The organism is Veillonellales bacterium (genome assembly GCA_039680175.1).
In the GTDB taxonomy this organism is placed as follows: domain Bacteria; phylum Bacillota; class Negativicutes; order JAAYSF01; family JAAYSF01; genus JBDKTO01.
On record JBDKTO010000074.1, the window covers coordinates 150586 to 174433 of the forward strand.

At 49.1% G+C, this 23848-nt stretch carries 20 protein-coding genes and 1 riboswitch; all 20 genes read left to right on the forward strand.

Going from position 1 to position 23848, the window contains the following annotated elements:
• Window positions 1–13: 13 nt before the first annotated feature.
• The 20 genes from cobN to ABFC84_12725 all read left to right on the forward strand — a co-directional run bounded on the left by cobN (window position 14) and on the right by ABFC84_12725 (window position 23844).
• Window positions 14–3733: a cobaltochelatase subunit CobN gene (cobN, locus tag ABFC84_12630; GenBank protein MEN6413581.1), complete on the forward strand. Its 3720-nt coding sequence runs from the start codon at window positions 14–16 to the stop codon at window positions 3731–3733.
• 101 nt (window positions 3734–3834) lie between these two features.
• A riboswitch (cobalamin riboswitch) is annotated at window positions 3835–4019 on the forward strand.
• Window positions 4020–4268: 249 nt separating this feature from the next.
• Window positions 4269–4892: a precorrin-8X methylmutase gene (locus ABFC84_12635; GenBank protein ID MEN6413582.1), complete on the forward strand. Its 624-nt coding sequence runs from the start codon at window positions 4269–4271 to the stop codon at window positions 4890–4892.
• A 21-nt stretch (window positions 4893–4913) separates the two neighbouring features.
• The gene (locus ABFC84_12640; protein ID MEN6413583.1) at window positions 4914–5951 is read left to right on the forward strand and encodes an iron ABC transporter permease; all 1038 of its coding nucleotides are present in this window, start codon (window positions 4914–4916) and stop codon (window positions 5949–5951) included.
• On the forward strand, window positions 5951–7198 hold the full coding sequence (locus ABFC84_12645; protein ID MEN6413584.1) for an ABC transporter ATP-binding protein: 1248 nt from the start codon (window positions 5951–5953) through the stop codon (window positions 7196–7198). The genes ABFC84_12640 and ABFC84_12645 overlap by 1 nt, the downstream gene beginning before the upstream one ends.
• Before the next feature lie 26 nt (window positions 7199–7224).
• Window positions 7225–8304: a radical SAM protein gene (locus ABFC84_12650; protein MEN6413585.1), complete on the forward strand. Its 1080-nt coding sequence runs from the start codon at window positions 7225–7227 to the stop codon at window positions 8302–8304.
• A 33-nt stretch (window positions 8305–8337) separates the two neighbouring features.
• Window positions 8338–9360 (forward strand): ATP-binding protein, encoded by a 1023-nt coding sequence (locus ABFC84_12655; GenBank protein ID MEN6413586.1) that lies wholly within the window; start codon window positions 8338–8340, stop codon window positions 9358–9360.
• A gap of 21 nt (window positions 9361–9381) precedes the next feature.
• Window positions 9382–11277, forward strand: coding sequence for a VWA domain-containing protein (locus ABFC84_12660; protein MEN6413587.1), 1896 nt, complete (start codon window positions 9382–9384; stop codon window positions 11275–11277).
• A 39-nt stretch (window positions 11278–11316) separates the two neighbouring features.
• Complete coding sequence (locus tag ABFC84_12665; GenBank protein ID MEN6413588.1) at window positions 11317–12156, forward strand: ABC transporter ATP-binding protein; 840 nt, start codon at window positions 11317–11319, stop codon at window positions 12154–12156.
• 84 nt (window positions 12157–12240) lie between these two features.
• A complete protein-coding gene (locus tag ABFC84_12670; GenBank protein ID MEN6413589.1) occupies window positions 12241–12879 on the forward strand; it encodes a MotA/TolQ/ExbB proton channel family protein in 639 nt (212 codons plus the stop codon).
• Entirely contained in the window at window positions 12866–13276 is a 411-nt protein-coding gene (locus tag ABFC84_12675; GenBank protein ID MEN6413590.1) for a biopolymer transporter ExbD, read from the forward strand. Before ABFC84_12670 ends, ABFC84_12675 begins: the two co-directional genes overlap by 14 nt.
• 5 nt (window positions 13277–13281) lie before the next feature.
• Window positions 13282–14019, forward strand: a complete 738-nt coding sequence (locus tag ABFC84_12680) for an energy transducer TonB (GenBank protein MEN6413591.1) — start codon at window positions 13282–13284, stop codon at window positions 14017–14019.
• Between the two features lie 54 nt (window positions 14020–14073).
• The gene (locus tag ABFC84_12685) at window positions 14074–14814 is read left to right on the forward strand and encodes an ABC transporter permease (protein MEN6413592.1); all 741 of its coding nucleotides are present in this window, start codon (window positions 14074–14076) and stop codon (window positions 14812–14814) included.
• A gap of 26 nt (window positions 14815–14840) precedes the next feature.
• A complete protein-coding gene (gene cobO, locus ABFC84_12690; GenBank protein ID MEN6413593.1) occupies window positions 14841–15395 on the forward strand; it encodes a cob(I)yrinic acid a,c-diamide adenosyltransferase in 555 nt (184 codons plus the stop codon).
• 415 nt (window positions 15396–15810) lie between these two features.
• Window positions 15811–16746 carry a nickel ABC transporter permease gene (gene nikB, locus ABFC84_12695; GenBank protein MEN6413594.1) on the forward strand — a complete coding sequence of 312 codons (936 nt, stop codon included), beginning with the start codon at window positions 15811–15813 and terminating at the stop codon, window positions 16744–16746.
• A 29-nt stretch (window positions 16747–16775) separates the two neighbouring features.
• Window positions 16776–17645: an ABC transporter permease subunit gene (locus ABFC84_12700; GenBank protein MEN6413595.1), complete on the forward strand. Its 870-nt coding sequence runs from the start codon at window positions 16776–16778 to the stop codon at window positions 17643–17645.
• Window positions 17638–18423, forward strand: coding sequence for an ABC transporter ATP-binding protein (locus tag ABFC84_12705; protein ID MEN6413596.1), 786 nt, complete (start codon window positions 17638–17640; stop codon window positions 18421–18423). Before ABFC84_12700 ends, ABFC84_12705 begins: the two co-directional genes overlap by 8 nt.
• Window positions 18424–18443: 20 nt before the next feature.
• Window positions 18444–19388 carry an ABC transporter ATP-binding protein gene (locus tag ABFC84_12710; GenBank protein ID MEN6413597.1) on the forward strand — a complete coding sequence of 315 codons (945 nt, stop codon included), beginning with the start codon at window positions 18444–18446 and terminating at the stop codon, window positions 19386–19388.
• A 22-nt stretch (window positions 19389–19410) separates the two neighbouring features.
• Window positions 19411–21030: an ABC transporter substrate-binding protein gene (locus tag ABFC84_12715; GenBank protein MEN6413598.1), complete on the forward strand. Its 1620-nt coding sequence runs from the start codon at window positions 19411–19413 to the stop codon at window positions 21028–21030.
• 64 nt (window positions 21031–21094) lie between these two features.
• On the forward strand, window positions 21095–21838 hold the full coding sequence (locus tag ABFC84_12720; protein MEN6413599.1) for a class I SAM-dependent methyltransferase: 744 nt from the start codon (window positions 21095–21097) through the stop codon (window positions 21836–21838).
• A 242-nt stretch (window positions 21839–22080) separates the two neighbouring features.
• The gene (locus tag ABFC84_12725) at window positions 22081–23844 is read left to right on the forward strand and encodes a PQQ-binding-like beta-propeller repeat protein (protein MEN6413600.1); all 1764 of its coding nucleotides are present in this window, start codon (window positions 22081–22083) and stop codon (window positions 23842–23844) included.
• Window positions 23845–23848 lie beyond the last annotated feature (4 nt).

The following is a 23848-nucleotide window of genomic DNA, read 5'->3' on the forward strand; positions in this document are numbered from 1 at the left end:
TGGAGGGGAGAATATGGCCCGTGTCGTTTTTTTGACCAATATGGAGCGTCAATTTACGATGATGGAGCAGGCACGGAAACAGTTGGAAGCAGAAAGAAAGCTGCAAACCGGCAGCCAGGTTGTTTTCTTGAATGGAAATAGTATCTGGGAACCGGAGCATGCGGCTGTCTTAGAAAATAGCGACATCGTTTTATTTTCATGGATGGGTGTCAGCTATGATATTCGGTTTTTAAAGCAGACAATGAAATTTTTGCGAAAAAAAGGAATTAGGCATGTTATGCTGGCTGCCGCTGCCAATCCGGAAGATTCGCTGCAGGGAGTTTCTTTGGAAGAACAGGTGATGATGCGCACTTATTTATTGTACAGCGGCAGGGAGAATTACCGGAATTTCTGGCTGTGGCTGGCGGCGGAATTTTGCGGCGAAGACTGTGAATATCAGCCGCCGCAGCAATTATTATGGAATGGCATTTTTCATCCCCGGGCCGGCGAACCGATTGTTAATATTGCACAATATCAGGAACAGTTTATCAAACCGGACCGTCCGACAATCGGTATTTTGTTTTCCCGGGACGAATGGGTCTGGGGCGATTTGGCATATCAGACAGCATTGGCGGAGGAAATCGAACGTCAGGGCATGAATGTGATCGCAGCGTTCAGCCATTGGGCGCGCAATGCCGAACAGAAAATTTCCGGTGTGGATGATACGGTGAAAGCGTATTTTTATCAGGATGGAATGCAGCTCATTGATGTGCTGATCAATACGTTTAAATTTTCCCTTACCGTCGGCAGGCCGGTGGATCAAAAATTTTTGCGTCAGCTGGACGTGCCGATTTTGCAGGCTTATGGCTTGCTGCGTCCTTGTGCGGAATGGGAAAACAGCAGCGAAGGCATGACGCCGACGGAAATTTCTCATACGATTTCCATGCCTGAATTTGACGGTGTTATTCATGCGGTACCGGTTGCCAGCAAAGAGAATTTCCCCGATGGGACGAAAAGATACATGCCTATTAGGGAGCGGCTGGGGCTGGTAGTACGTAAAGCCGGCAAGTGGGCCCGATTGCGCTGCAAAGCCAACAGCGAGAAAAAAATCGCCATTATTTTTCATAATTATCCGGCGACAAATTCCAATATCGGCAGTGCCCAGGGCATGGATTCACCGGCAAGCATTCGCCTGCTGCTGGAGCGTATGGCCGGGCGGGGATATAAAGTGGATCATATCCCGGCCGACAGCCAGGCTTTCATGAATGATTTGCTGGCGGCAGCCACGAACGACCGGCGTTATTTAACCGAACAGCAAATCGAACAGGCTGCCGGCAAAGTAAGCGATGCCCAATACCGTGAATGGGTTGACAACATTGCACCGGAAAACCGGGAGCAGTTGACCAGGGATTGGGGCGAGCCGCCCGGCGATGTGTTTCATTACGACGGGCAGCTATTAGTCCCCGGCAGGCTGAACGGCAATATTTTCATCACGGTGCAGCCGCCCCGGGGATTCGGCGAGGATCCCGGGAAAATACTGCATTCGCCGGATTGCGCTCCCACCCATCATTATCTGGCTTATTATCATTGGATCCGGGATGTCTGGCAGGCGGACGCCGTGGTTCATGTGGGAACCCACGGGTCATTGGAATGGCTTCCCGGCAAGGGAGCGGGTCTGTCCTGCCGCTGCTACCCTGATTTGTCCATTGGCGATCTTCCTAATGTGTATCCCTATCTGATTACGATTGTCGGCGAGGGACTGCAGGCCAAGCGGCGGGGAGCCGCCTGCCTTATTGGCCATTTGCCGCCGCCGATGAGTCACGCCGACACGTATGAAGAGATGGCGGAGCTGGAAAAGCTGCTGGACGAATATGTTCATTTTAAGGTGAATCAACCGGGTAATCTGGACGTGGTGATGGAGCAAATCCGCGGCAAGGCCGCGGCGCTGAATCTGACGGAGGATATTCCGGAACAGGCGGATCAGTCTTTTGACGACTATGTACAGCGATTGCATGTTTATATTACGGATATTAAAAATATGACAATCCGGGTTGGTCTGCATGTGCTGGGCTGTCCGCCGGAAGGAGAAGTGTTGGAAGAATATTTGCTGGCGCTTACCCGCATGGACAACGGGGATGTTCCCTCCATGCCGAAAGCACTTGCCGCCGCTTACGGCTGCGACTATTATCAACTGCTGGAGCAAAGCGGCACCCTGCTGCCGGACGGCAGCAAGACCGGCGGAGCATTGCTGGACGAAATCAGGGGGCAGTGCCGTGAAATTATCGGGCTGCTGGCTGAGAACAATTTTGCCGTGGAACAGGCGGGGCGTATTTTGGATTTGCCCTGGATAAAACAGTTTACGCCGCAGATTGCAGAGCAATTGCTGCAGACAGGACGTTATATTTGCCAGACGGTGGTGCCGAATCTGCAAAAGACCGAGCAGGAGATTACCAATCTGCTGGCAGCCCTGGGAAGCCGCTATGTTGAACCGAGCCCGGCTGGAGCGATTACCGGCGGGATGGCCGATATTCTGCCGACAGGCCGCAATTTTTACGGCATTGATCCCCGGACGCTGCCTTCGCCGTCGGCCTGGGAAATCGGCAAGACGCTGGGCGACAATGTGATTGGACGGTATATTGAAGAGGAAGGCGGTTATCCGGAAAACATCGGCATGGTAGTATGGTGCGGTGCCAATATGCGCAGTCACGGTCAATGCATTGCCGAATTTTTGTATTTGCTGGGGATCCGACCGGTATGGCAGCGAGGCAGTCTGCGGGTCGTGAATTTGGAGGTTATTCCCCTTGCCGAACTGAAACGGCCGCGAATTGATGTGACGGCCCGCATCAGCGGTCTGGTGAGGGACGCCCTGCCGACAGCCGTGGAGTGGATGGACAAAGCGGCTATCATGGCTGCGGAACTGGAGGAAAGCTCGGACAGCAACTATGTGCGCAAGCATGCGCTGGAAGACGCCGGCGAATTGGAAAAACAAGGGGCAGATAAATCTCAGGCATGGGAGCAGGCCTGCTACCGGGTGTTCGGCTGCCCGCCGGGAACCTACGGCGCCGGCGTGGGGCATATGCTGGAGGCCAAAAATTGGGAAACAGTGGATGATCTGGCCCAGGTTTATGTGCGCTGGGGGGCCCATGCCTATGGCAGCAAGGTCAGCGGGAGTTTTGTACCGGCCTTGTTTACCCGACGTTTGAGCAGCCTGGATGTTACGATTAAAAATGAGGATAACCGGGAAGTGCATATGCTGAATTCCGATGATTTTAACGCCTATCACGGCGGCATGATCGCCGCGGTGCGCAGTTTTAGAGGGAAGGCGCCCCGTTCTTATTGCGGCGACAGTTCCGATCGGCAGCATGTGGAGCTCAGAAGTCTGGAAGAAGAATTCAAGCGCATATTCCGCGGCGAGGTGATGAATCCGAAATACATCGAAGGCATGAAGCAGCACGGTTATAAAGGAGCGGCGGATTTGGCCGGTACGGTGGCCCATTGCTATGACTGGGACGCGACCAGCGAAGTGATGGAAAACTGGATGTATGACGGATTGGCAAAAAAATATGCTCTTGATGAAAAGATGCGGGAATGGCTGCAGGAAGTCAATCCCTGGGCACTGCAGCGAATTGTGGAAAAACTGCTGGAAGCCTCCCAGCGGAATATGTGGCAGGCTGACGAGCAGACACTGCAGGAACTGCAGCAGCTTTATCTTTCAATTGAAGGCGAGCTGGAGGAACGGGGCGACGGAAAATAAAACGATAAGGAAATAGTGCCTTGGAGTATGAATTGTCAGATTTTATTTGCTGCCTTGACAATAGTGACGGTATCAGGTACTATGATGCCATAAAGTGAAAAGTTTCATAAGTTGGTACAGGTGCCTAATAGGGCTTAATAGGGAAGTCCGGTAAGAGTCCGGTGCGGTCCCGCCACTGTAATGGAGAGCAATCCTGTAAAGTATGCCACTGAAACGGAAGTTTTGGGAAGGCTGAGGAAAGCGATGATCCAAAGCCAGGAGAACTGCCTGTACAGCAATCACCGTTATTACCTGCGAGGTATGGGGAGGGGATTTGCATAGCAATATATATTTTGCGATTGTGCTGATTTCGTCCCGGTGTATTTGTATACGCCGGGATTTTTAGCAGAGATGTTTATATGTTGCAGTGCTTATTTTTTCTCCTGCCGTACGGCAGGAGCTTATTTTTTGTCTGTATAAGAAGTATGGTTGAGAGGTAAAAAGGATAAGCGGTATTTTATGCCGGTTATCCGCAATATAAGGAGGAAAAATAGAAATGAACTATATTACAGACCCGGGAATGATTGAAACGAAAAGCATGAAGATTATTTCAACTTATTTGGAAGGGTTAAGTCTGCCGCCGGATAAAACAAAAGTTTTTTCCCGCATCATCCACGCCGCCGGTGATCCGGATTATGCCAATCATATCAGGATTCACCCCGATGCCATCCAGGATGGCTGTGCGGCTTTGGCGGGAGGCAGCGATATTTACTGTGACGTTGAAATGGTGCGAACCGGTATCAATAAGCGGGAATTGGGACGGTACGGCGGAAATATCCATTGCCTGATTGCCGATGATGCCATTGCCCGGATAGCAAAGGACGCGGGTATTACCCGATCCATGGCTGCGATGAGACAATTCGGCGATCACATGGATGGCGCGGTTGTTGCCATCGGCAATGCGCCTACGGCGCTATTTGAACTTTTGAAAATAATGGCGGAGACCAGTATCCGGCCGGCGCTGATTGTCGGCATTCCCGTAGGATTTGTCGGTGCCGCCGAATCGAAGTCCCTGTTGGAAACAACGTCAAAAGTTCCTTATATTACGGTACAGGGCAGCAAGGGCGGCAGCCCTATTGCGGCAGCCGTTATCAATGCGCTGCTGTATATGATGAGATAAAGGAAACGAAAGGATAAATTTATGGCAGTTAAGAGACATAATAGAGCAGTTTTTCTCCTACTGGGACTGCTGCTGCTGGCTGTGACTATTTTATCTTTGGCCTGCGGACAGGTGTATGTTCCGGCCCAGGCAATACTGGGTGTGCTGGGACAGCAGCTGCATATTTCTCCTGCGGCGGGAAGCGCTTTGACGCCGGAGCAGACGGCTGTTATCTGGCACATCCGGCTGCCCCGCACTCTGGTGGGATTGATGGTAGGCGCGGCTCTGGCCGTATCAGGGGCGGTTCTGCAGGGAGTATTCGGTAATCCCCTGGCGGATCCGGGGGTCATCGGCGTATCCAGCGGCGCGGCATTGGGAGCAGTGATTGCTATTGCCCTGGGATTTACGGCAAACGGTATTTTTTATATGCCCTTGTTTGCTTTTACCGGCGCGCTGCTGGCAGTGGCGATGACGGTTTTGCTGTCAATGAAAAACGGCAAGATACCGGTTATGGTATTGCTGCTGTCAGGTATTGCCGTCAGCATGCTGCTGAGTGCTTTGACTTCCGGTGTGCTGACATTTATGAATGAAAACCGGCTGCGGGAGTATTTGTTCTGGATGGTAGGCGGTCTGGATTACCGCCGCTGGGAACATGTCTATCTGGCGATTGGTCCGGTTGCTGCCGGGATATCGGTTTGCTGTCTGCTGGCCAGGCACCTGAATATTTTAGTGCTGGGGGATCAGGAAGCCCGGTCGGTGGGAATGCCGGTAGCCGCTTTGCGGCTGATCTTGCTGTTGGTTACGGCGGTGACTACGGCTACGGCTGTCTGCGTAAGCGGAACTATTGGGTTCGTTGGTTTGATTGTGCCGCATATTATGCGCCTTTTAATCGGTCCGGAGCACCGGACGTTAATACCGGCCTGCGCACTGGCAGGAGGGCTGTTTTTAGTCGGCTGCGATACGCTGGGGCGGCTTTTGATTCCCCCGGCGGAAGTCCGGGTCGGCATCATGACGGCACTGACCGGTGCGCCTTACTTTTTGTATTTGCTGCACCGGGTGCAGAAGAAGGGCGGTTTCTGATGAGCGGGATACAGCAGGAATCATTGGCGGTAGAACATGTGACGATCGCTATCGGAGAGAAAACAATCCTGGAAGATGTTTCTTTTTTTGCCGGAGCAGGAGAATTTATTGGCATTATCGGCCCTAACGGAGCGGGGAAAAGTACACTGCTGCGGGGATTGCGCGGCATGCAGCCTGTTACGGCCGGCGATATCAGAGTTTTTCAGCAGCCGGTCGGTGCTTTTGGGGATAAGCAAATGGCTCGTATGATTGCCTATATGCAGCAGGAAGTCAATGTGGGATTCGGCTTTACTGCTATGGAAGTGGTGCTGGCGGGACGCTATCCCTATTTAAAATGGTGGCAGAACGAAAGCAAGGAAGATTACCGGATTGCTCAGAGATATATGACCTTTACCGGTGTGGAAAAACTGGCGGATCAGCCGGTGCAGCAGGTTTCCGGCGGGGAGCGGCAGCGGATTCTGCTGGCTAAGGTGCTGGCCCAGGAAACGCCGCTGATCTTTCTGGATGAGCCAACCGCCAGCCTGGATTTGGTGTACCAGGAAGAAATATTCCGTTATTGTCAGACAATGTGTGAACAGGGGAAGACCATTCTGATTATTGCTCATGATCTTAAATTAGCGGCGAAATTCTGTTCTCGGCTGATTTTGCTGGCAAAAGGAACGGTGGTTGCCGACGGAGTGCCGCCGGAAGTGATTACGGTGGAAAATCTGGAACGGGCTTACGGTTTGCATGCGGCCGTATTTATGAATAAGATAACGGGTAACTTGGATATTCACACCTATGCGGCAGCTGGGGTGTCGACGCTGCAGAAAAAAGTACATATCATTGGCGGCGGCGGCGCTTCAGGCGATATTATCCGGGTGCTGCACGAGCGAGGATATCAGCTGAGCGGCGGGGTTTTTCAGCAGGGGGATACGGATGCCGATGTGGCGGACGCGTTTGAGCTGGATAGTCTGACGGGACCGCCATTCTGCGGAATTGATGCTGCTCTGGCCAAAGCGAACCGGGAGAAGATAATAGCCGCTGACTGGACGGTACTCGGCAGCCTTTGCTTTGGCGAGCAGAATCTGGATAACCTGGCGGCGGCTTTTTCCGCTGCCAAATTGATTGTGATTGAGGATTTACCGGTGGAAGAACGGGATTTTACCGGCGGCAAAGCAGCGCAATTGTATCGCGATCTGGTTTGTCAGCCGCAGGTAACGGTTATGACTACGGAAGAATTTCTGAACAAATTGGCCGACGGTTGATCAGAAAACCGGGAGGGGGAAAAGCTATGGGTCAGCTGGAGGCTGCGGTGGGCGGCTGCGCTAAAGGTTTAAAAATGCTGGTGCTCAGTCTGACGGGACAGTGCAATTTTGCCTGCCGGTATTGTTATGCCCATCGACATCCCCGGGAGGTTATGAGTCTGGATACGGCTGTCCGGGCAGTTGACCTTGCCGCTGCCGGAGGCTTGCCTTTTGTTTTGCAGTTCAGCGGCGGCGAGCCGATGCTGGCCTTTGAAGTGCTGCGGGGTACGGCCGAATATGTGCGGGAGCAGCGTATACCGGCCATCATGCAGGTGCAGACGAATGCTTCCCTGCTGAGCCCGGATAAGGCTGCTTATTTGCAGGAGGCCCGGGTGGGAATCGGCATTAGTCTGGACGGCAGACCTGATGTGAATGACGGACTGCGGCGTTTTCCCTCCGGGGAAGGAACCTGCCGCAGAATATTGCAGGGCGCTTCCCAGCTGGCGGCACAAGGTGTGGAGATCGGCATCACCTGCGTGGTGACGGATGATAATGCACAACAATTGGCCGGAGCCGTGGAAATGGCATATTATCTGGGGAATGTCCGCCGCCTTGGCTTTGATTTGCTGCGGGCTCAGGGCCGGGGCTGCGGCTTAAAAGCGCCCGGGAGGGAGCAGTTGGCGCAGGGACTGCTGGCTGCTCTCCGGACCGCCGAACGGCTGCAGCGATGTACGGGAAAAAAGTTGCTGTTTTCTCAGCTGGAACGGGTGGAAATATTGGACAAGGGCAAACTGGAAGGCTTTGGCCATTGTCATGCGATGAACGGGGAAGCGGCGTTTGTTGATGCCAGGGGAAACTTATACGCTTGCTCTTCCCTGGTGGGAGATGAGACGTTCCGGCTGGGGGACGTGAAGACCGGCATTGATCCGGGACGGCAGAAAGCAGTGATTGCTTTGATTCAGGGCAGTATGGATTTTTGCCGCCAATGCAGCTGCTTTTCTCTCTGCGGCGGGGGCTGCTTTTCCCGCTGGTACGGTTCCGGCTGCCAAGGAAAAGCTTATGACGTGGAATGCGCACTGAAGCAGGTGTTTATTCAGTGGTACCGGGAACATCAAAATATTAAATAAAGCAATTTGCCGATAAGAAATGGAGCGAAGAAAATGAAACGTACAGCTGTCTATCCTTTTACCGCCATCGTTGGTCAGGAAGATATGAAACTGGCGCTGATATTAAATGTAATCAACCCTTCTTTAGGCGGAGTCTTAATAAAGGGCGAAAAAGGAACGGCTAAATCCACGGCCGTCCGGGCTTTGGCCGATCTGCTGCCGGCTATGGAAGCAGTGAAAGACTGTCCCTTTCACTGCGATCCCCAGGATACCAACCGCATGTGTGAAAAATGCCTGTCGAAAGAATCCCAGTCTTTGGCGACTCAGTCGATTAAAATGCGGGTGGTTGAATTGCCGGTCAGCGCCACAGAGGATCGGGTGGTCGGCACTCTGGATATTGAACATGCCATTCAATATGGTGAGAAAAAGTTTGAACCGGGACTGCTAGCGGAAGCCAACCGTAATATTCTTTATGTGGACGAAATTAATCTGCTGGACGACCATGTGGTGGATGTTCTGCTGGATGCGGCCGCCATGGGAGTGAATACGGTGGAGCGGGAAGGCGTGTCCTATTCCCATCCGGCACGGTTTGTGCTGGTGGGAACAATGAATCCGGAAGAAGGGGATATCCGGCCCCAGTTGCTGGACCGTTTTGGCTTGTCCGTTACGGTGGCCGGCGAAAATGAGACGGAAAAACGGGTTGAGGTCGTAAAACGGCGGTTAGCCTATGAACAGGATGATGACAGCTTTTTGGCTCAATATCAAGCGGAACAGACAGAACTGGCCCAAAAAATTATGCAGGCCAGCCGGCTGGTGCCGCAAGTCACCATTGACGACGATTTGCTGGTGCGGGTGGCCCAGATGGCGATTGCCCTGGATGTGGACGGCCACCGGGCCGATATTACGGTAATCAAAACGGCGCTGACCCTGGCAGCCTTTGACGGACGGGATCAAGCCGGCCTGGAGGATGTAAAACAGGCGGCCTGGCTGGCGCTGCCGCACCGTATGCGGCGCCGTCCCTTTGAAGAGGGAGCCCTTGACCGGGCCAAAATAGAAGAACTGCTTAACGAAAAATAAATTGTTGGGGGAAAATAAAACATGGCACACCGGATGTTGTTTCCGTTTACGGCAATTGTCGGCCAGGAACAGGTGAAGCGGGCGTTATGTATTGCGCTGGTGAACCGGAAGGCGGGAGGCGTGCTGATTGCCGGGGAAAAAGGAACGGCCAAGTCGACTTTGGTACGGGGACTGGCCGAGTCCGTTCCGGATACGGATTTGGTGGAAGTGCCGCTGAATGCGACCGAGGATATGCTGTTTGGCAGTCTGGATCTGCAATATGCCGTTATGAATGGACAGCGGCGTTTTTCACCCGGGCTTTTAGCCAGGGCTGACGGCAATCTGCTATACATTGATGAAATTAATCTGCTGCGCCGGGATTTGCTTACAGCCATTCTGGATACGGCCGCATCAGGGGTAAATGTGGTAGAGCGGGAGGGAATTTCTTATCACCATGCCACCTGCTATACTGTGATTGGAACGATGAATCCGGAAGAAGGAATTTTGCCGCCGCAGATTCTGGATCGCTTTGGCTTGTATGCATCAGTCGGCAAAGAAAATAAAATCGCGGATAGGGTTGCCGTTATGCGGCACATCCTGGAATATGAGCGACAGCCGGATTTATTTTGCAATCAGTACCGGGAGGAAAGCAACAGCCTGTCCCGGCAAATTATGCAAGCCAGAACCCTTCTGGGAAAAGTCGAAGTATCGGATGCCATGATTCAGCTGGCGGCTTCCCTGTGTTCACAAGCCCATTGCGCCGGACACCGGGCGGAGCTGTTTATGCTGGAAGCGGCCAAGGCGATTGCCGCCTTGGCGGAGAGAGACTATTTGCTGCCGACGGACATTGAAGAGGCGGCTTTATATATCCTGCCTCACCGTATGCGTCAGGAACAGCAGACGCCGCCGCCGCCGCCGGAACCGCCGCAGGATGATCAACAAGAGTCGCCGCCGCCGGACGAGGATGATCAGGAAAATCCGGAACCGCCGCCGCCGGAACAGCAGGAGGGTGAAAGCCGGCAGGAGCCGCCTTCCCAGGAACAGCAGGAAGATCAGCAGCCGCCTGATCCCTCAAGCCGGCCGGACAGCCCGGCGGAGGAGAAAACCGCTGATATCGACAGAAATTTTCCGCTTATGCATATGCAGTTGTCTCTGCCTCAGGACCGGCAGGTGCGCCGCGGCAGCGGCAAGCGCAGTCTTACCCGCACCGATATCCGTCAGGGACGGTATGTGCGCGCCGGTTTTCCTCACGGCCCGGCGACGGATATTGCCTTTGACGCGACGCTCCGGGCCGCTGCTCCTTATCAACGGTCCAGAAAAGGGGGAAAGTGCCGGATTACGGTTTTACCGGAAGATTTTCGGCAGAAAGTCCGGGAAAAGCGCATCGGCAATACTTTTCTGTTTGTTGTGGATGCCAGCGGCTCCATGGGAGCGAGGGAGCGGATGCGGGCGGTAAAAGGCGCTGTTTTTTCCCTGCTGCAGGATGCTTATCAGAAAAGGGATCAGGTGGGCATGATCGCCTTCCGGCGCAGTACGGCGGAAGTGCTGCTGCCCATTACCCGCAGCGTGGATTTGGCGGAAAAATGTTTGCAGCAGCTGCCCACCGGCGGCAAAACACCGCTGGCGGAAGGATTGTCGACAGCCCTCGCCGTGCTGACGACGATGCGCCGCAAAGAAAAAGAGATGCAGCCGGTTTTGATTCTTGTGACCGACGGCCGGGCCAACAGCGGCAAAAATGGGGATGCTGTTGCCGATGCTTTGCAGGAGGCGGTCAAAATCCGTCGGACCGGGGTTCAAAGTGTTGTGATTGATACGGAAACGGATTTTATTAAATTGGGAGTGGCCAGATCCGTTGCCAGGGAAATGGCAGCCACTTACTTTTCGCTGCAGGAATTATCCGGTACACGGATTCTCAATATTGTTAAAAATAGTTTATAATATCATTATAGTGAATAAGGCTTGGGAGAAGATAGAGCAATGATTCATATCGACGGGTTGGTAAAAAAGTTTGACGCCCATGTGGCAGTAGATCATCTGACACTGGATATCAGGGAAGGCGAAATTTTCGGGTTGCTGGGACCGAACGGGGCGGGGAAAACAACGACGATCCGGATGCTGACCATGCTGACCCGGCCTACGGCGGGAACCCTGGTGCTCAACGGCTGGCAGCCGGCACAAGACGAACAGAAAATCAAGGGGATTTTGGGAATTGTACCCCAGCATTTTAATCTGGATATCGATCTGACTGTATGGGAAAATCTGGAGTTGCACGGCCGGCTGCGGCATATCCCGCTGGCGGAACGGCGCCGGCGGACTGACGAATTGCTGGAATATGTGGAGCTGGATGACCGGCGGGATGATAAGGTGCAGAATTTATCCGGGGGAATGAAGCGGCGGCTGATGATTGCCCGGGCACTGCTCCACCGGCCGAAGATTTTGTTTCTTGACGAACCGACGGTGGGACTGGATCCGCAGGTGCGGCGCCGGCTGTGGGATTTGATCCGCCGGATGCATACGGAAAATTATACGGTTCTGCTGACAACTCATTATATTGAAGAAGCCGAAAGTTTATGTAACCGGGTCGCCATTATGGATAAAGGGAAATTGATTGCCCTGGACAGCCCCGAGGCCCTTTGCCGCCGGGTCGGTGAGTATGTTGTGGAATGGACGGCTGATGCTGCCGGTGCTACCCGCTTTTTTCATAGCCGACAGGACGGGGCGAATTTTGCCGGAACATTACACACTACCGCCACGATTCGAAAATCAAACCTGGAAGACATTTTTGTTGAGCTGACAGGACGAAAAGTAAACGGGTAAGGGGCAGATTCAGGCATGTATGCGGCTGCTGCTGCCGGTAGTGGCTTATTATTTTGTAAAATAAGTAAGGGGTAGGGGATAAAAATGGATTTTATGATACAGTCTTTTCATGTTTTTCAAAAAGGCGGACCGGTAATGTACTTGCTGCTGCTCGGTTCGCTGTTTGTAGTAGCGATTGCGGTGGAGCGCTTCTTTTATTATAAAAAGGCCAATACCGACATGCAGCAGCTGTTGCCGGAATTAACGCCGCTATTAGAGCGGGGCAGCTGGGACAACGCCATGGAAGTATGCCGCCGGACAGGCGGCGTTGTATCCATGGTGGCAGGCAAGGGGATCCAATGTTATCAGCAGGGAAATGATGATTGTGTGGAAACCGTGCTGGAGGGAGAGGCTTCGCTGACGGCGTCCCGCCTGCGTGAGAATCTCAATTATTTGGATACCATTGTTACTATGGCGCCTCTGGTCGGTTTGTTGGGCACCGTCATCGGCATGATCAATTCTTTCAGTGTGATGAATGTAAAAAGCGGCCAGCCCATGGCGATTACCGGCGGCGTCGGAGAAGCCTTGGTAGCTACTGCATCCGGCCTTGTTGTGGCTATCCTGGCCATGGCGGCTTATAGTTATTTTACCCATCGGCTGGATCAGATCATTACCGACATTGAGCAGATTTGCACGATGCTGGTCGTACCGGTGAAACGGGGGAAGAAATATGAAACTGCGTAGTTTGCGCCTGGAACGTCAGCCAAAGCTGATGATTATTCCGATGATTGATATTATCTTTTTCTTGTTGGTTTTTTTTATGATGAGCACTCTCTATATGGTGGAGCAGAAAACCATTCCGGTGAATTTGCCTCAGGTTTCTTCCGCCCGCAATGATACGCCCCGCAGCGTTTCCGTTACCGTGACCCAGGACGGCCAGATTTTGTTCGAACAGGAAAAAGTTCCCATGGAACTGCTGCGCAAGCGGGTTCAGATTGAGATGGCGAAGCAAAGTGATTTGGTTTTTGTCCTGCGTTCCGACAAAGAGGCCGCCTATGGCAAGGTGGTGGCAGTTTTGGATGAACTGAAGCTGGCGGGCGTTCAGCATGTTTCAATTGCAACAGAAAGGAAGGCGCAGTAAGGACGATGACGTTTCCAAAGCGTTGGCGCAAGGCAATAACGATTTCTTTGCTGCTCCATGGCATCTTTTTAATCAGCCTTGGCTGGGTAGCGGCAAAAGTATTTCAGGAGAAAGAGCTGCCGGAGCAGTATATAGAACTGGATCTGGCAGATACGCCTGCACTCCCGGGAGATGCCGCGGGTACGCCGCCAGCCGGCAGTCCCGCACAGGCAGCCAGCATGACGGGAGCGAGTGCTCCGGCATCATCGGCGGCTGTTCAGCACCATGTTCCGGTTGTTACGGCTTCAGCCGCCAGTATGTCGGTGCTGGCAGTTGAACCCGGCAGCGGTTCCTCCTCCGGCGGCAGCGAAGCTTCTGCCGGAGGCAATGGCAATGGCAGTGCGGCTTCGACAGGCGGCAGTGGCGGCACCGCCGGCAGCGGCAACGGTGGCGGGGGAACCGGCGGAAGAAGCGGGGGAGGCGGCGTTATTGCTCCCGGCATTTTATCCAGGACGCAGCCGGCTTATCCGGAACGGGCCAGACAAGCCGGCTGGGAAGGAACGGTTGTTCTTAAAATTCAGATTCTGGAAAATGGCACTCCGGGATCTGTCAGTGTGTACCGCTCAAGCGGTTATGATGCCCTTGATGATGCGGCGGTGGCTGCGGTGCAGCATTGGCAATTTGTCCCGGCCCGGGAAAGAGATTCCGGTCAGGCTATTGTTTGTTATACGACAATGCCGGTACGTTTCCGGCTGGATTCCTGATTGTCTGCACGCAGACGATAGCAGGAACGAAGGGAAAGAAGAGGGATTCGGCAGATGCTTTACGATATTTGGACTGTATTCTGGCGGGACTGGATTGTACTAAGCCGCAGAATGAAAACTTTTATTTTTTCCCGGATGGTGGCGCCGGTGATGTATCTGGTTGCTTTTGGCTGGGGCGTGGGACGGAATATCCCGGTAAATCAGGGGAATTATCTGGATTTTATTGTTCCGGGGATCATTGCCCTTAATTCGATGACTATCAGTTTCAATGCCGTGGGAACTCCGCTGAATATGAGCCGGCTCTATCATAAAACGTTGGAAGAATATTTGGTGGCGCCGATTCGCTCCGTCTCCTTTGTCATCGGTAAAATTTTAGCCGGTGCCGTGAGAGGGTTGATTTCTTCAGCTGTTATTATCCTGCTGGCTTATTTGTTTGGTGCCAGTTTTCACATGAGCATGACCTTTTTACTGGTGATTACATTGAATTGCATTGTATTTGCCGCTTTGGGATTTGTAGCTGCCATGCTGGTGAATTCCCATGAGGAAATGGGAAATTTCAGTACCTATGTGCTGCTCCCCATGTCTTTTTTATGCGCGACCTTTTTTAGTACCGACAGACTGCCGGTGCTGGTCCGCTGGCTATTGGAACTGCTGCCGCTGACACATGCCAGCTATGCGCTGCGGGCTTTAGCTACCGGTCTGGAAGTGCCGGGAATCTCCTGGCTGGTTTTATTGGTTTATGCGGCTGTCTTATCGGCCGCCAGCGTCTGGACAATGGAAAAAGTGCGGGAATAACCATTGGAGAATGCAAGATAACAGAGATGAAGGAGAAGGATAATATGGCGGAAAGACAAGGATTGATTATTGTTCACACCGGCAGCGGGAAAGGCAAGACGACGGCGGCTCTGGGCATGGGACTGCGGGCCTGGGGGCAGGGGTTCAAAGTGCTGGTACTGCAATTTATTAAAGGCAACTGGAAATATGGTGAACTGATGGCAGCGGAAAAGCTGGGGCCGAATTTTGTAATCCGGCAAATGGGAGAAGGCTTTGTCAAGCACTCCCGAAATGATGCTGCCATGGACGATCATCAAAGCGCAGCCGGCGATGCCCTGCAGGCGGCGCGGCAGGAGATCCTGTCGGGAAAGTGGGACATGATTATCCTGGATGAAATCAATTATGCCGTTAAATTCGGCTTGGTTTCTTTGGAGAATGTGCTTGCATTACTGCAAGCCAAGCCACCTTTTTTGCATTTGGTACTCACCGGACGGGATGCCGCTCCGGCAATTATTGACCGGGCGGATTTGGTAACGGAAATGAAAGAGATCAAGCATCCGTATAAAAAAGGGATTAAGGCGCAGCAGGGTGTTGAATTTTAAAAAAAAACAAATAGTATCTGTTCATTAGCGAATTGTTTTGTTTCTTTTTCATTACAGGACGAATGATACGTGTTCAGTAGATAAATTCGAAGCTGTATTTGTGATTTAGCTGATAAGGGTTGACGGTTACATAAAAATTGTGGGATAATATCTTTATAATATATTGCAAGAATGCAATAGCTTCACAGATTTATCCCGATGATTTGTTGCAACTTTTAAAAATAGCATACCGTACAATAGAGCCATGAAGGTTTAGCTCACCTAGAAAGGTGGGTTATTTCTTTATGGCTTTTTTTAATAAAAGGCCTTATTGGCGATTGCCACCCTGAGCGGAGGAGGCGGAGCAGGTACTTCAGCCGATCTGCAGGGGATATTTACTAAGAATAACTGGTTACGGTTGAGAAAGTGAGCAGATATGAAAAAATTTAAATTTATTTTAAAACGATTATTACAAATAATCCCCATGCTGATCATAGTTACTATTTTAGCCTTTGCCTTAAGTAATATATCATCTGGTGATGTGGCGGAGATAACGCTACGCAGCCAAGGATTGGAAGTTACTGATAAAAGCATTGCAGCAGTACGGGAAGAGCTGGGGTTGAATGCGCCGCTTCCAGTTCAGTATGGTAACTGGCTGAAGAAAGCAGTTTCACTTGATTTTGGGATGTCTTTCCAAACTAAAAAGCCCGTTGCCGATGAAATACTCTCAAGATTCCCCGCGACTCTTAAGCTGGCGATAGCGGCAATGTCTATTTCCGTTCTGCTGGCTGTACCGATAGCGCTTATTTCAGCTCGCTACAAAGATTCGTTTCTTGACCACTTTTTCAGAATTGTGACTACTGCCGGCGTGACAATGCCGGATTTTTGGCTAGGTTTAATACTTCTATATATTTTTGCAGTTCAGTTGAAACTGGTTCCGGTTATTTCCGGCAGCAAACTTCAGAACATATTGCTGCCGGCATTTACACTTAGCGTTCAACACGCCGCCATATACATAAGAATTTTAAGAAATAATCTCATTGAAATTAGTCATTACGATTATGTGCTGGCGGCAAGAGCAAGAGGGCTTAGCAAAAATGCAGCATTGCTGAAACATGGATTGAAAAATGCGGTACTTCCCTGTATAACATTGATTGGAGTAGACTTTGGCAAATTATTAGCAGGACAGTTTGCCTGTGAAACCATTTTTTCCTGGAACGGGATAGGGAAATTTGCGGTTGACAGTATTAGACTTAAAGATTTACCGGTTATTCAAGGCTATATAGTGATTGTTGCGATAACTTATATTACCATCAATCTTTTGCTGGATATTCTATATCTTTATCTTGATCCTAAAATACAAATTGAATAATCGTTTTGTTTGAGAGGAAGGGTCATAGTTTGAGAGACAGCATATTTTCTAAATTAAAGAAACAAAAACTGGCGCTACTGGGCTTAAGCATCATAGGTGTTTTTATATTTGCGGGTATTTTTGCATCGACCGTGTCTCCTCACGATCCCTATGCGGTTGATCTCACCAAAAAATTACTTAACCCTTGTGCTGAATTCCCGCTGGGAACAGATCAACTTGGCCGCTGTATCTTGTCACGATTGATCTATGGAATCAGAACAAGTCTTTCCACCGCAATTTTTGCCACGGTCATGATGCTGGTAATCGGCGTGCCTCTCGGCATTATTGCGGGTTATGTGGGCGGATGGCTTGATAATGTCATCATGCGTTTGGCTGATATCGCGTCAACCTTTCCGTCAGGTCTATTGGCCTTAGCTATTGTGGGCGTGCTGGGACCCAGTATCGTTAATATTATGATTGTTTTCATTTTAATTTGGTGGGCCCCTTTTGCCCGAATCGTACGCAGCATGGTTATTAAACTTAAAGAAAAGGACTTTGTAATGGCAGCCATTGCTGCCGGCAGCAGTCATACATCCATTATTTTAAAGCATATTACCTTGAATGCGATTTCTCCGATCATAGTATTGTCCACTCTTAGAATTGCTGCCGTTATTATGCATGTTGCCGGCTTTTCGTTTATTGGGCTTGGTTCACAACCGCCCATTGCCGATTGGGGCGTTATGTTGAGCGACAGCAGGCAGTACTTGACCTCTCATCCACTAATGCTGCTTTGGCCTGGGATGACCATCATGTTGGTCGTGTTTGCCTTTAATGTGCTAGGGGAGGGATTGAACGATGCACTTATCCCGTCTTCGGCCAATATGGCGGCAGTAAAGGAGGGTGACGGCCAACATGGCTGAGCAGCCGATTCTATCCATAAAAAATCTAAAGACCTATTTTTATTTAGCAGAGCGAACGGTAAAAGCTGTAGACGGGGTTAACCTTGATGTATATAAAGGCAGAGTAACCGCAATCGTCGGCGGATCGGGCAGTGGAAAGTCGGTTATGTCTTTGTCGATCCTTAATCTGATCGATCCACCGGGAAAAATTGTTGACGGGGAAATATGGTTTAACGGGGTTAACCTTAGAATTTTACGGGAACAACAGCTTTTGACAATAAGAGGAAAAGAAATATCTATGATTTTTCAAGACCCGATCAGTGCGATGAACCCTGTTCTTAAGATAAAAAGCCATCTGTTCGAGGTGATCCACAGCCATAGTAGAGCGATAAGCAATAAAGAGGCTTTATGTATGTCTAGGGATGTGCTAGCCCGTGTCGGTTTAAAAAGTGTCGATAAAATTCTGGAAAGGTATCCTTTTGAATTAAGCGGTGGTATGTGCCAGCGGGTTATGGTAGCGATGGGGGTGCTTGCTCATTCCCAGGTTTTGATTGCCGACGAGCCGACTTCATCGCTGGATTTGACAACACAAGTTGCAATACTGGAGGAATTGCTGCGATTAAGGAATGAAGGCATGGCTGTTATTTTAATAACTCATGATTTAGGAGTGGTTGCTCAAATGGCAGATGACGTATATGTGTTAAAGGATGGAAAGATAGTAGACAGCGGCACCGTCTATGACGTGTTCGAATCGCCCAAGCATGAGTATACAAAATCGCTGCTTGCGTCAATTTTTTAACCGGGGAAATGGGTGAAAACGTGAATTTATTTGAAATAAAAGGCCTTTGTAAATGTTATAACAATAAAGCTACGCCGAAGGTATATGCCGTAAATAATATAAATTTAACCATCAAAAAGGGCGAAATTTTGGGACTTGTCGGCGAATCGGGTTGCGGTAAAAGCACTTTGGGAAAAATGTTGTTAAAGCTGGAGCAGCCGAGCAAGGGAAGAATCATTTTTAATCAGCAGGATATAACAGAGTATTCCTTTAATCAAATGCGAAAAATCAGAAACAAGATGCAGATGATCTTCCAAGGGAATGCCAATGCCTTTAATCCATATTTTACGGTAGAGCAAATTATTAGTGAACCCCTTAATAATTACAACTGGGAAACGAAAGCGAAAAAGCGGGAAAGAATCATTGCCATGCTGGAAAAAGTAGGGCTCAACCAAACCTATCTGACCCGATACTGTCATGAAATGTCCGGCGGACAAAGGCAAAGAGTAGGTATTGCCAGGGCTTTGATTCTGAATCCGGAATTTGTTGTATGCGACGAAGCCGTTTCCAGCATTGATTATGCCATGAAAAGTCAGATATTAACGCTGCTAACCGACTTAAAGCGACAGTTTGGTCTTACATATTTGTTTATTTCTCATGATATCGCTACCGTCAATAAGTTATGTGACAGGGTTGTTGTCATGTATCTTGGCAATATTGTGGAAATGATTCCCAGCGTCAATAACAAAGTACAGCACCCCTATACAAAAGCGCTGCTGGCTGCAACTCTTATTCCCAATCCGAGGCAAAGAGTGAAAAAGAGGGTGCTGTTTAAAGATACTGAAGAATTGAAAATACCGGAGAAAGGATGTGCTTTTCAAAATCGCTGCCTCTATGCCCAGGCAGTTTGCAAAGTTGAACAGCCGCTCTTAGTGCCGAAGAATAACGAGCATTATATTGCCTGCCATTTATGTCATAATAATTAAATATTTGCGAGGAGAGAAGAAAATGAAAAGAAACTTTATTACAACTACTATTGTATTGCTGCTTTGCACATGTTTATTTCTTACCGGCTGCAGTAAAAGTAATTCAACAGCAAGTAATTCGAATGAGCAAAAAGGTAAGGAAATTGTTGTGGCGATCTACCGCGATGGCGCTATTGATAAATTGGACGCCGCAAGTTATAATGGTCCGCATTTTTTATATAAGATGCTTTACGAAGGATTGGTGGAAGATGGCGGTGGCGGGAAGATACTGCCGCAGCTTGCCACCAGCTGGGATATTTCGTCGGATGGAAGAACCTATACTTTTAAGCTCCGCCAAGGAGTAAAATTTTCTGATGGTACCGATTTCAATGCGACAGCGGTTATTTTCAATTTAAAGAGATGGGTCAACAATGATAAAAATTCCATTTTGTCAGCGAATAACGTCGAGAGTATGGAAGCAGTCGATGACTATACCGTCAAAATTGTGTTTAAAGATGGTGCTTATCCCATTTTGTCGGAGCTGACATATCCGCGGCCTGTACGCTTTTTGAGTCCCGCTTCTATTGCCAAAACGGCAGAAAATGATAACAGCAAATTTACAAAACCCGTCGGCACAGGCCCGTGGATGGTGGCGTCCTATATAAAAGATCAGGAATTTACACTTGTACCCAATCCCTACTACTGGGGTGAAAAGCCTAAAGTGAGTAAAATCACCTTTAAGGTAATAACAGACGCTCAGGCAAGAGCTTTAGCCCTGGAAAGCGGCGAAGTTGATATTATCGGCGGGGATCTTATCGGCAAGATCCCGATGGAGAATCTGACAGAGCTGAAAGACGCGGGTAAATTCGGCATATATACCAAAGGAACAATGTGTTCTTACTTTATTGCTTTCAACCAGAATGTAGAAGCTTTTCAAGATAAAAACGTGCGTTTGGCCATGAACTATGCCATTAACAAACCAAGTATTGTCACAAACCTGTTTGATAATATCGGTTCTTGCGCGAACGGTTTGTATCAGCCAGGAGTTCCTTATACTAGCAATGAGAACAATTACGGTTTTTCTAATGATAAGGAAAAAGCAAAGCAATTATTGGATGCTGCCGGCTATACAGATACAGACGGTGACGGCATTCGCGAAAAGGACGGAAAGAAGCTGGAGTTTAACTTTTTATTAACAACAGGGGAATTCCCTGAATGGAAGCAGCTGGCAGAATTTATTCAGTCTGAGTTTGAAAGTATTGGCATAAAAGTAAATCTTAACATTCTGGATAAAAATGGCTACGAAGAGGCAACAATGAATACAAAGGCCTTCGATATAGCCTTGATGCGAACATCTTCCGATTCATGGGTGCCTCACGGCTCATTGCTTGAAATGTTTTCCATCCAATCTAACAGCAAAGCAAAGGTCTGGTATGATAAAAGGCTTTACAGCAACATTATAAAAACATTACATACTTTTGACGCAACAGAAAGGCAAATGAGTTACGATACGGTATTCGATTTTATTAGTGAAGAAGCGCTCACAATTCCTATTTACTATCCAATTACCGCTTTTGCCGTTAATACCGATAAAATAAAAGGATTTGAAATTGGTGTTAATAACTATGCACCCATTGAATGGCAAAAGCTTGATGTAAAATAACGGCTCAGTAACGCTGCCATTTGCGTGAAAATCAGCAGAATTGGGAAAGCAGAGGTGGATATAAATGAATTGCGAGCAACAACTTGTAACAAATTGGACGGACGGCTCCTGCAACTATAGCAATATAATCAAGAAAGAATTAAACAGCTTTAAAAAGCAGGCATGGACTGATATTATTCTTAAAAATGCTGGAAAAACCAAAAGAATGGATATTCTTGACGTGGGTACCGGACCGGGGTTTTTCGCAATACTCATGTCACAGGCGGGTCATAATGTGACGGCTATTGATTATACCGAGTCAATGATCAATGAAGCAAGAGCAAATGCAAAAAATGCAGGCATAATTGCCGATTTCAGAGTGGCTGATGGACAGAATCTGGAATTCGGCAACGACAGCTTTGATCTTATTATTAGCAGGAACGTTACCTGGACTCTACTTGATACCCGCAAAGCATATGATGAATGGAAAAGAGTGCTGCGACCTGACGGTAAAATTATCGTATTTGATTCTAATTGGAATATAAGGTTATTCAATGAAGAATACATGAAAAAATATCGGGAGGATGAACATGAGTACAAAGACTTATTTGGCGAAGAACCCCCTCAATATACTGAGAAAATGATAAGCTTTAGGAAAAATATGCCTATGTGCCAAAGGCTCAGACCGCAATGGGATTTAAGTACACTTATAGAACTTGGCTATAAAAAAATCTATTGTGAAATGGATATAGGAGATAGGGTCTACGACGAAAAAGAAAAGATCATAAATCGTTCTACGCCTATGTTTATGTTGGTTATCGAAAAGTAACTGTTGTGGATGAAATCAATAAAACCTTTTCATTGTATATCAGCTCAATCCGTCTGTTGTGATTTAGCTGATAAGGGTTGACGGTTACATAAAAATTGTGGGATAATATTTTTATAATTATTGCAAGAATGCAATAGCTTCGCAGATTTATCCCGATGTTTCGTTGCAACCTTTAAAAATAGCATACTGTACAAATAGAGCCATGAAGGTTTAGCTCACCTAGAAAGGTGGGTTATTTCTTTATGGCTTTTTTGATAAATGGTTTTATTGTGGTACCAAAGGAGATGTTTGCCGTCATAGATTTATTAAAGTTGAAGTTACTGAGAAGCAGCTTGGTGCTCCTTTTATTGGTGATTGCCACTTTAAGCGGAGGATGCGGAGCAGATGCATCAGCCGATATGCAGGGGATATTTACTAAGAATGGCATTATGCTCATGAATGCCGTCAAACCGGGTGACATTCCGCAAGAGATAGTTGTGCGGGTCAATGGCGAGAGTAAAGAAATTCAGTGGCAGATCATGGGTGGGAAAAATTTGATTCTGGCGGAATTTTGGGAGCCATGGCAAAATTATGAAATTGAGATAAATGGCCGGAAGTGGAACGGCACGGCTCCCCTTACTCCTACAGCGGCGGTACTGGCTACTGGAGAGCTGGGGAAATTGGACGAAACGCCTTCCTTAAAAGAGTGGTCGCCGGTGGTTTATGAAGATGTGGCGGTTTCTCCTGATGGCCGATTTATCGGGATCGCGTCCTTTGATCATAAGATATACCTATATGATAATACCGGGAAAAAATTGTGGGATTACGGGATACCGGATGGAGTAGGGGTAGCCATTGCTTTTGCCCGCGACGGGTTGTCACTGTTTGTGGGAGAATCCAGTCCGGAAGCCAATTGTTATGCCTTTGATACCTTATCTGGGGAAAAACTGTGGCAGTATAGTTTTTCCGGGGACATCGGCAGTGACAGTACGCCGAAATGGAACAACCGGCCTAAAATTACCAGTATCGCTGTTATGGGGAATCAGGTTGTTGCTAGTGCGGAATATACGCAGCGGGTGACAGAACGTTTAGCTGGAAAGGCAGTTGTAAAATATGTGACCAATTGTCTGATCCGGGCATTTGACAGCAGGACGGGAAGCAGTAATTGGCGTTATCCTCAGGCGGAAACGATGGATACAGGAGTATCCCGGCTGACTTTTTCCGCCGATGGCAGCAAGCTGGCGTTTGCCAATCACTCCTGGAGTAAAGGCCAGCGTTATTTGGATGGCAGTATCCGGATTTTGGACGGAGCTACTGGTGGTGTATTAGGTATTCACCAGTTAGAAGAACCAAAAGATGGTCAATGCAATTATATCGGCATCTTTGATGGGATTCATATCTCGCCTAATGGCCGTTACCTGGCCGTTGTGACTGCGGATAATCGGGGAATGCTGTTTGATATCAGTCATATTACCATTGAAAACTCCGAGCAAGGTGCCAGCACCGAATTTCCTTTGTTATGGCTTCGGCAGATTAGTAATGTCCAGCGCATCGGCGGTGTGCCTGTCTATGCTTACGGGAATACGGCTCACACGACAGATGACGGACAGGTTCTCTTTATGACCGGTGCTACTTTTTTGGCCGACAAAACGGCTACCTCCGGAGCACCGCCCTTTGTACATCCCGATTCAACGACTTTGTTTTTTTATCGCAGCAATGGTGAATTAATCTGGAAATGGCAGTCTGACGGGGGTATCGGCAAGCTGAGATTTTCCGGAGATGGCCGTTATTTGGTCTTACCGATTTACCATAACTATATTACCCGGAAAAAAGATAAAGCCGGTCTATATTGTTTCGATTTAACAGCGGCACAGGGGAAAAATCTGCTATGGTTTTATCCTTTGGAAGGGATAGCGGTAACAACGGGAATTGCCGAAAACGGAACAACGGTTGCCGGAGTGGAAGTGCCGGTCCGGCAGTCCGATGATACACTGCTGGGAACACACCGGCTTCATATTTTACAGTAAGGCT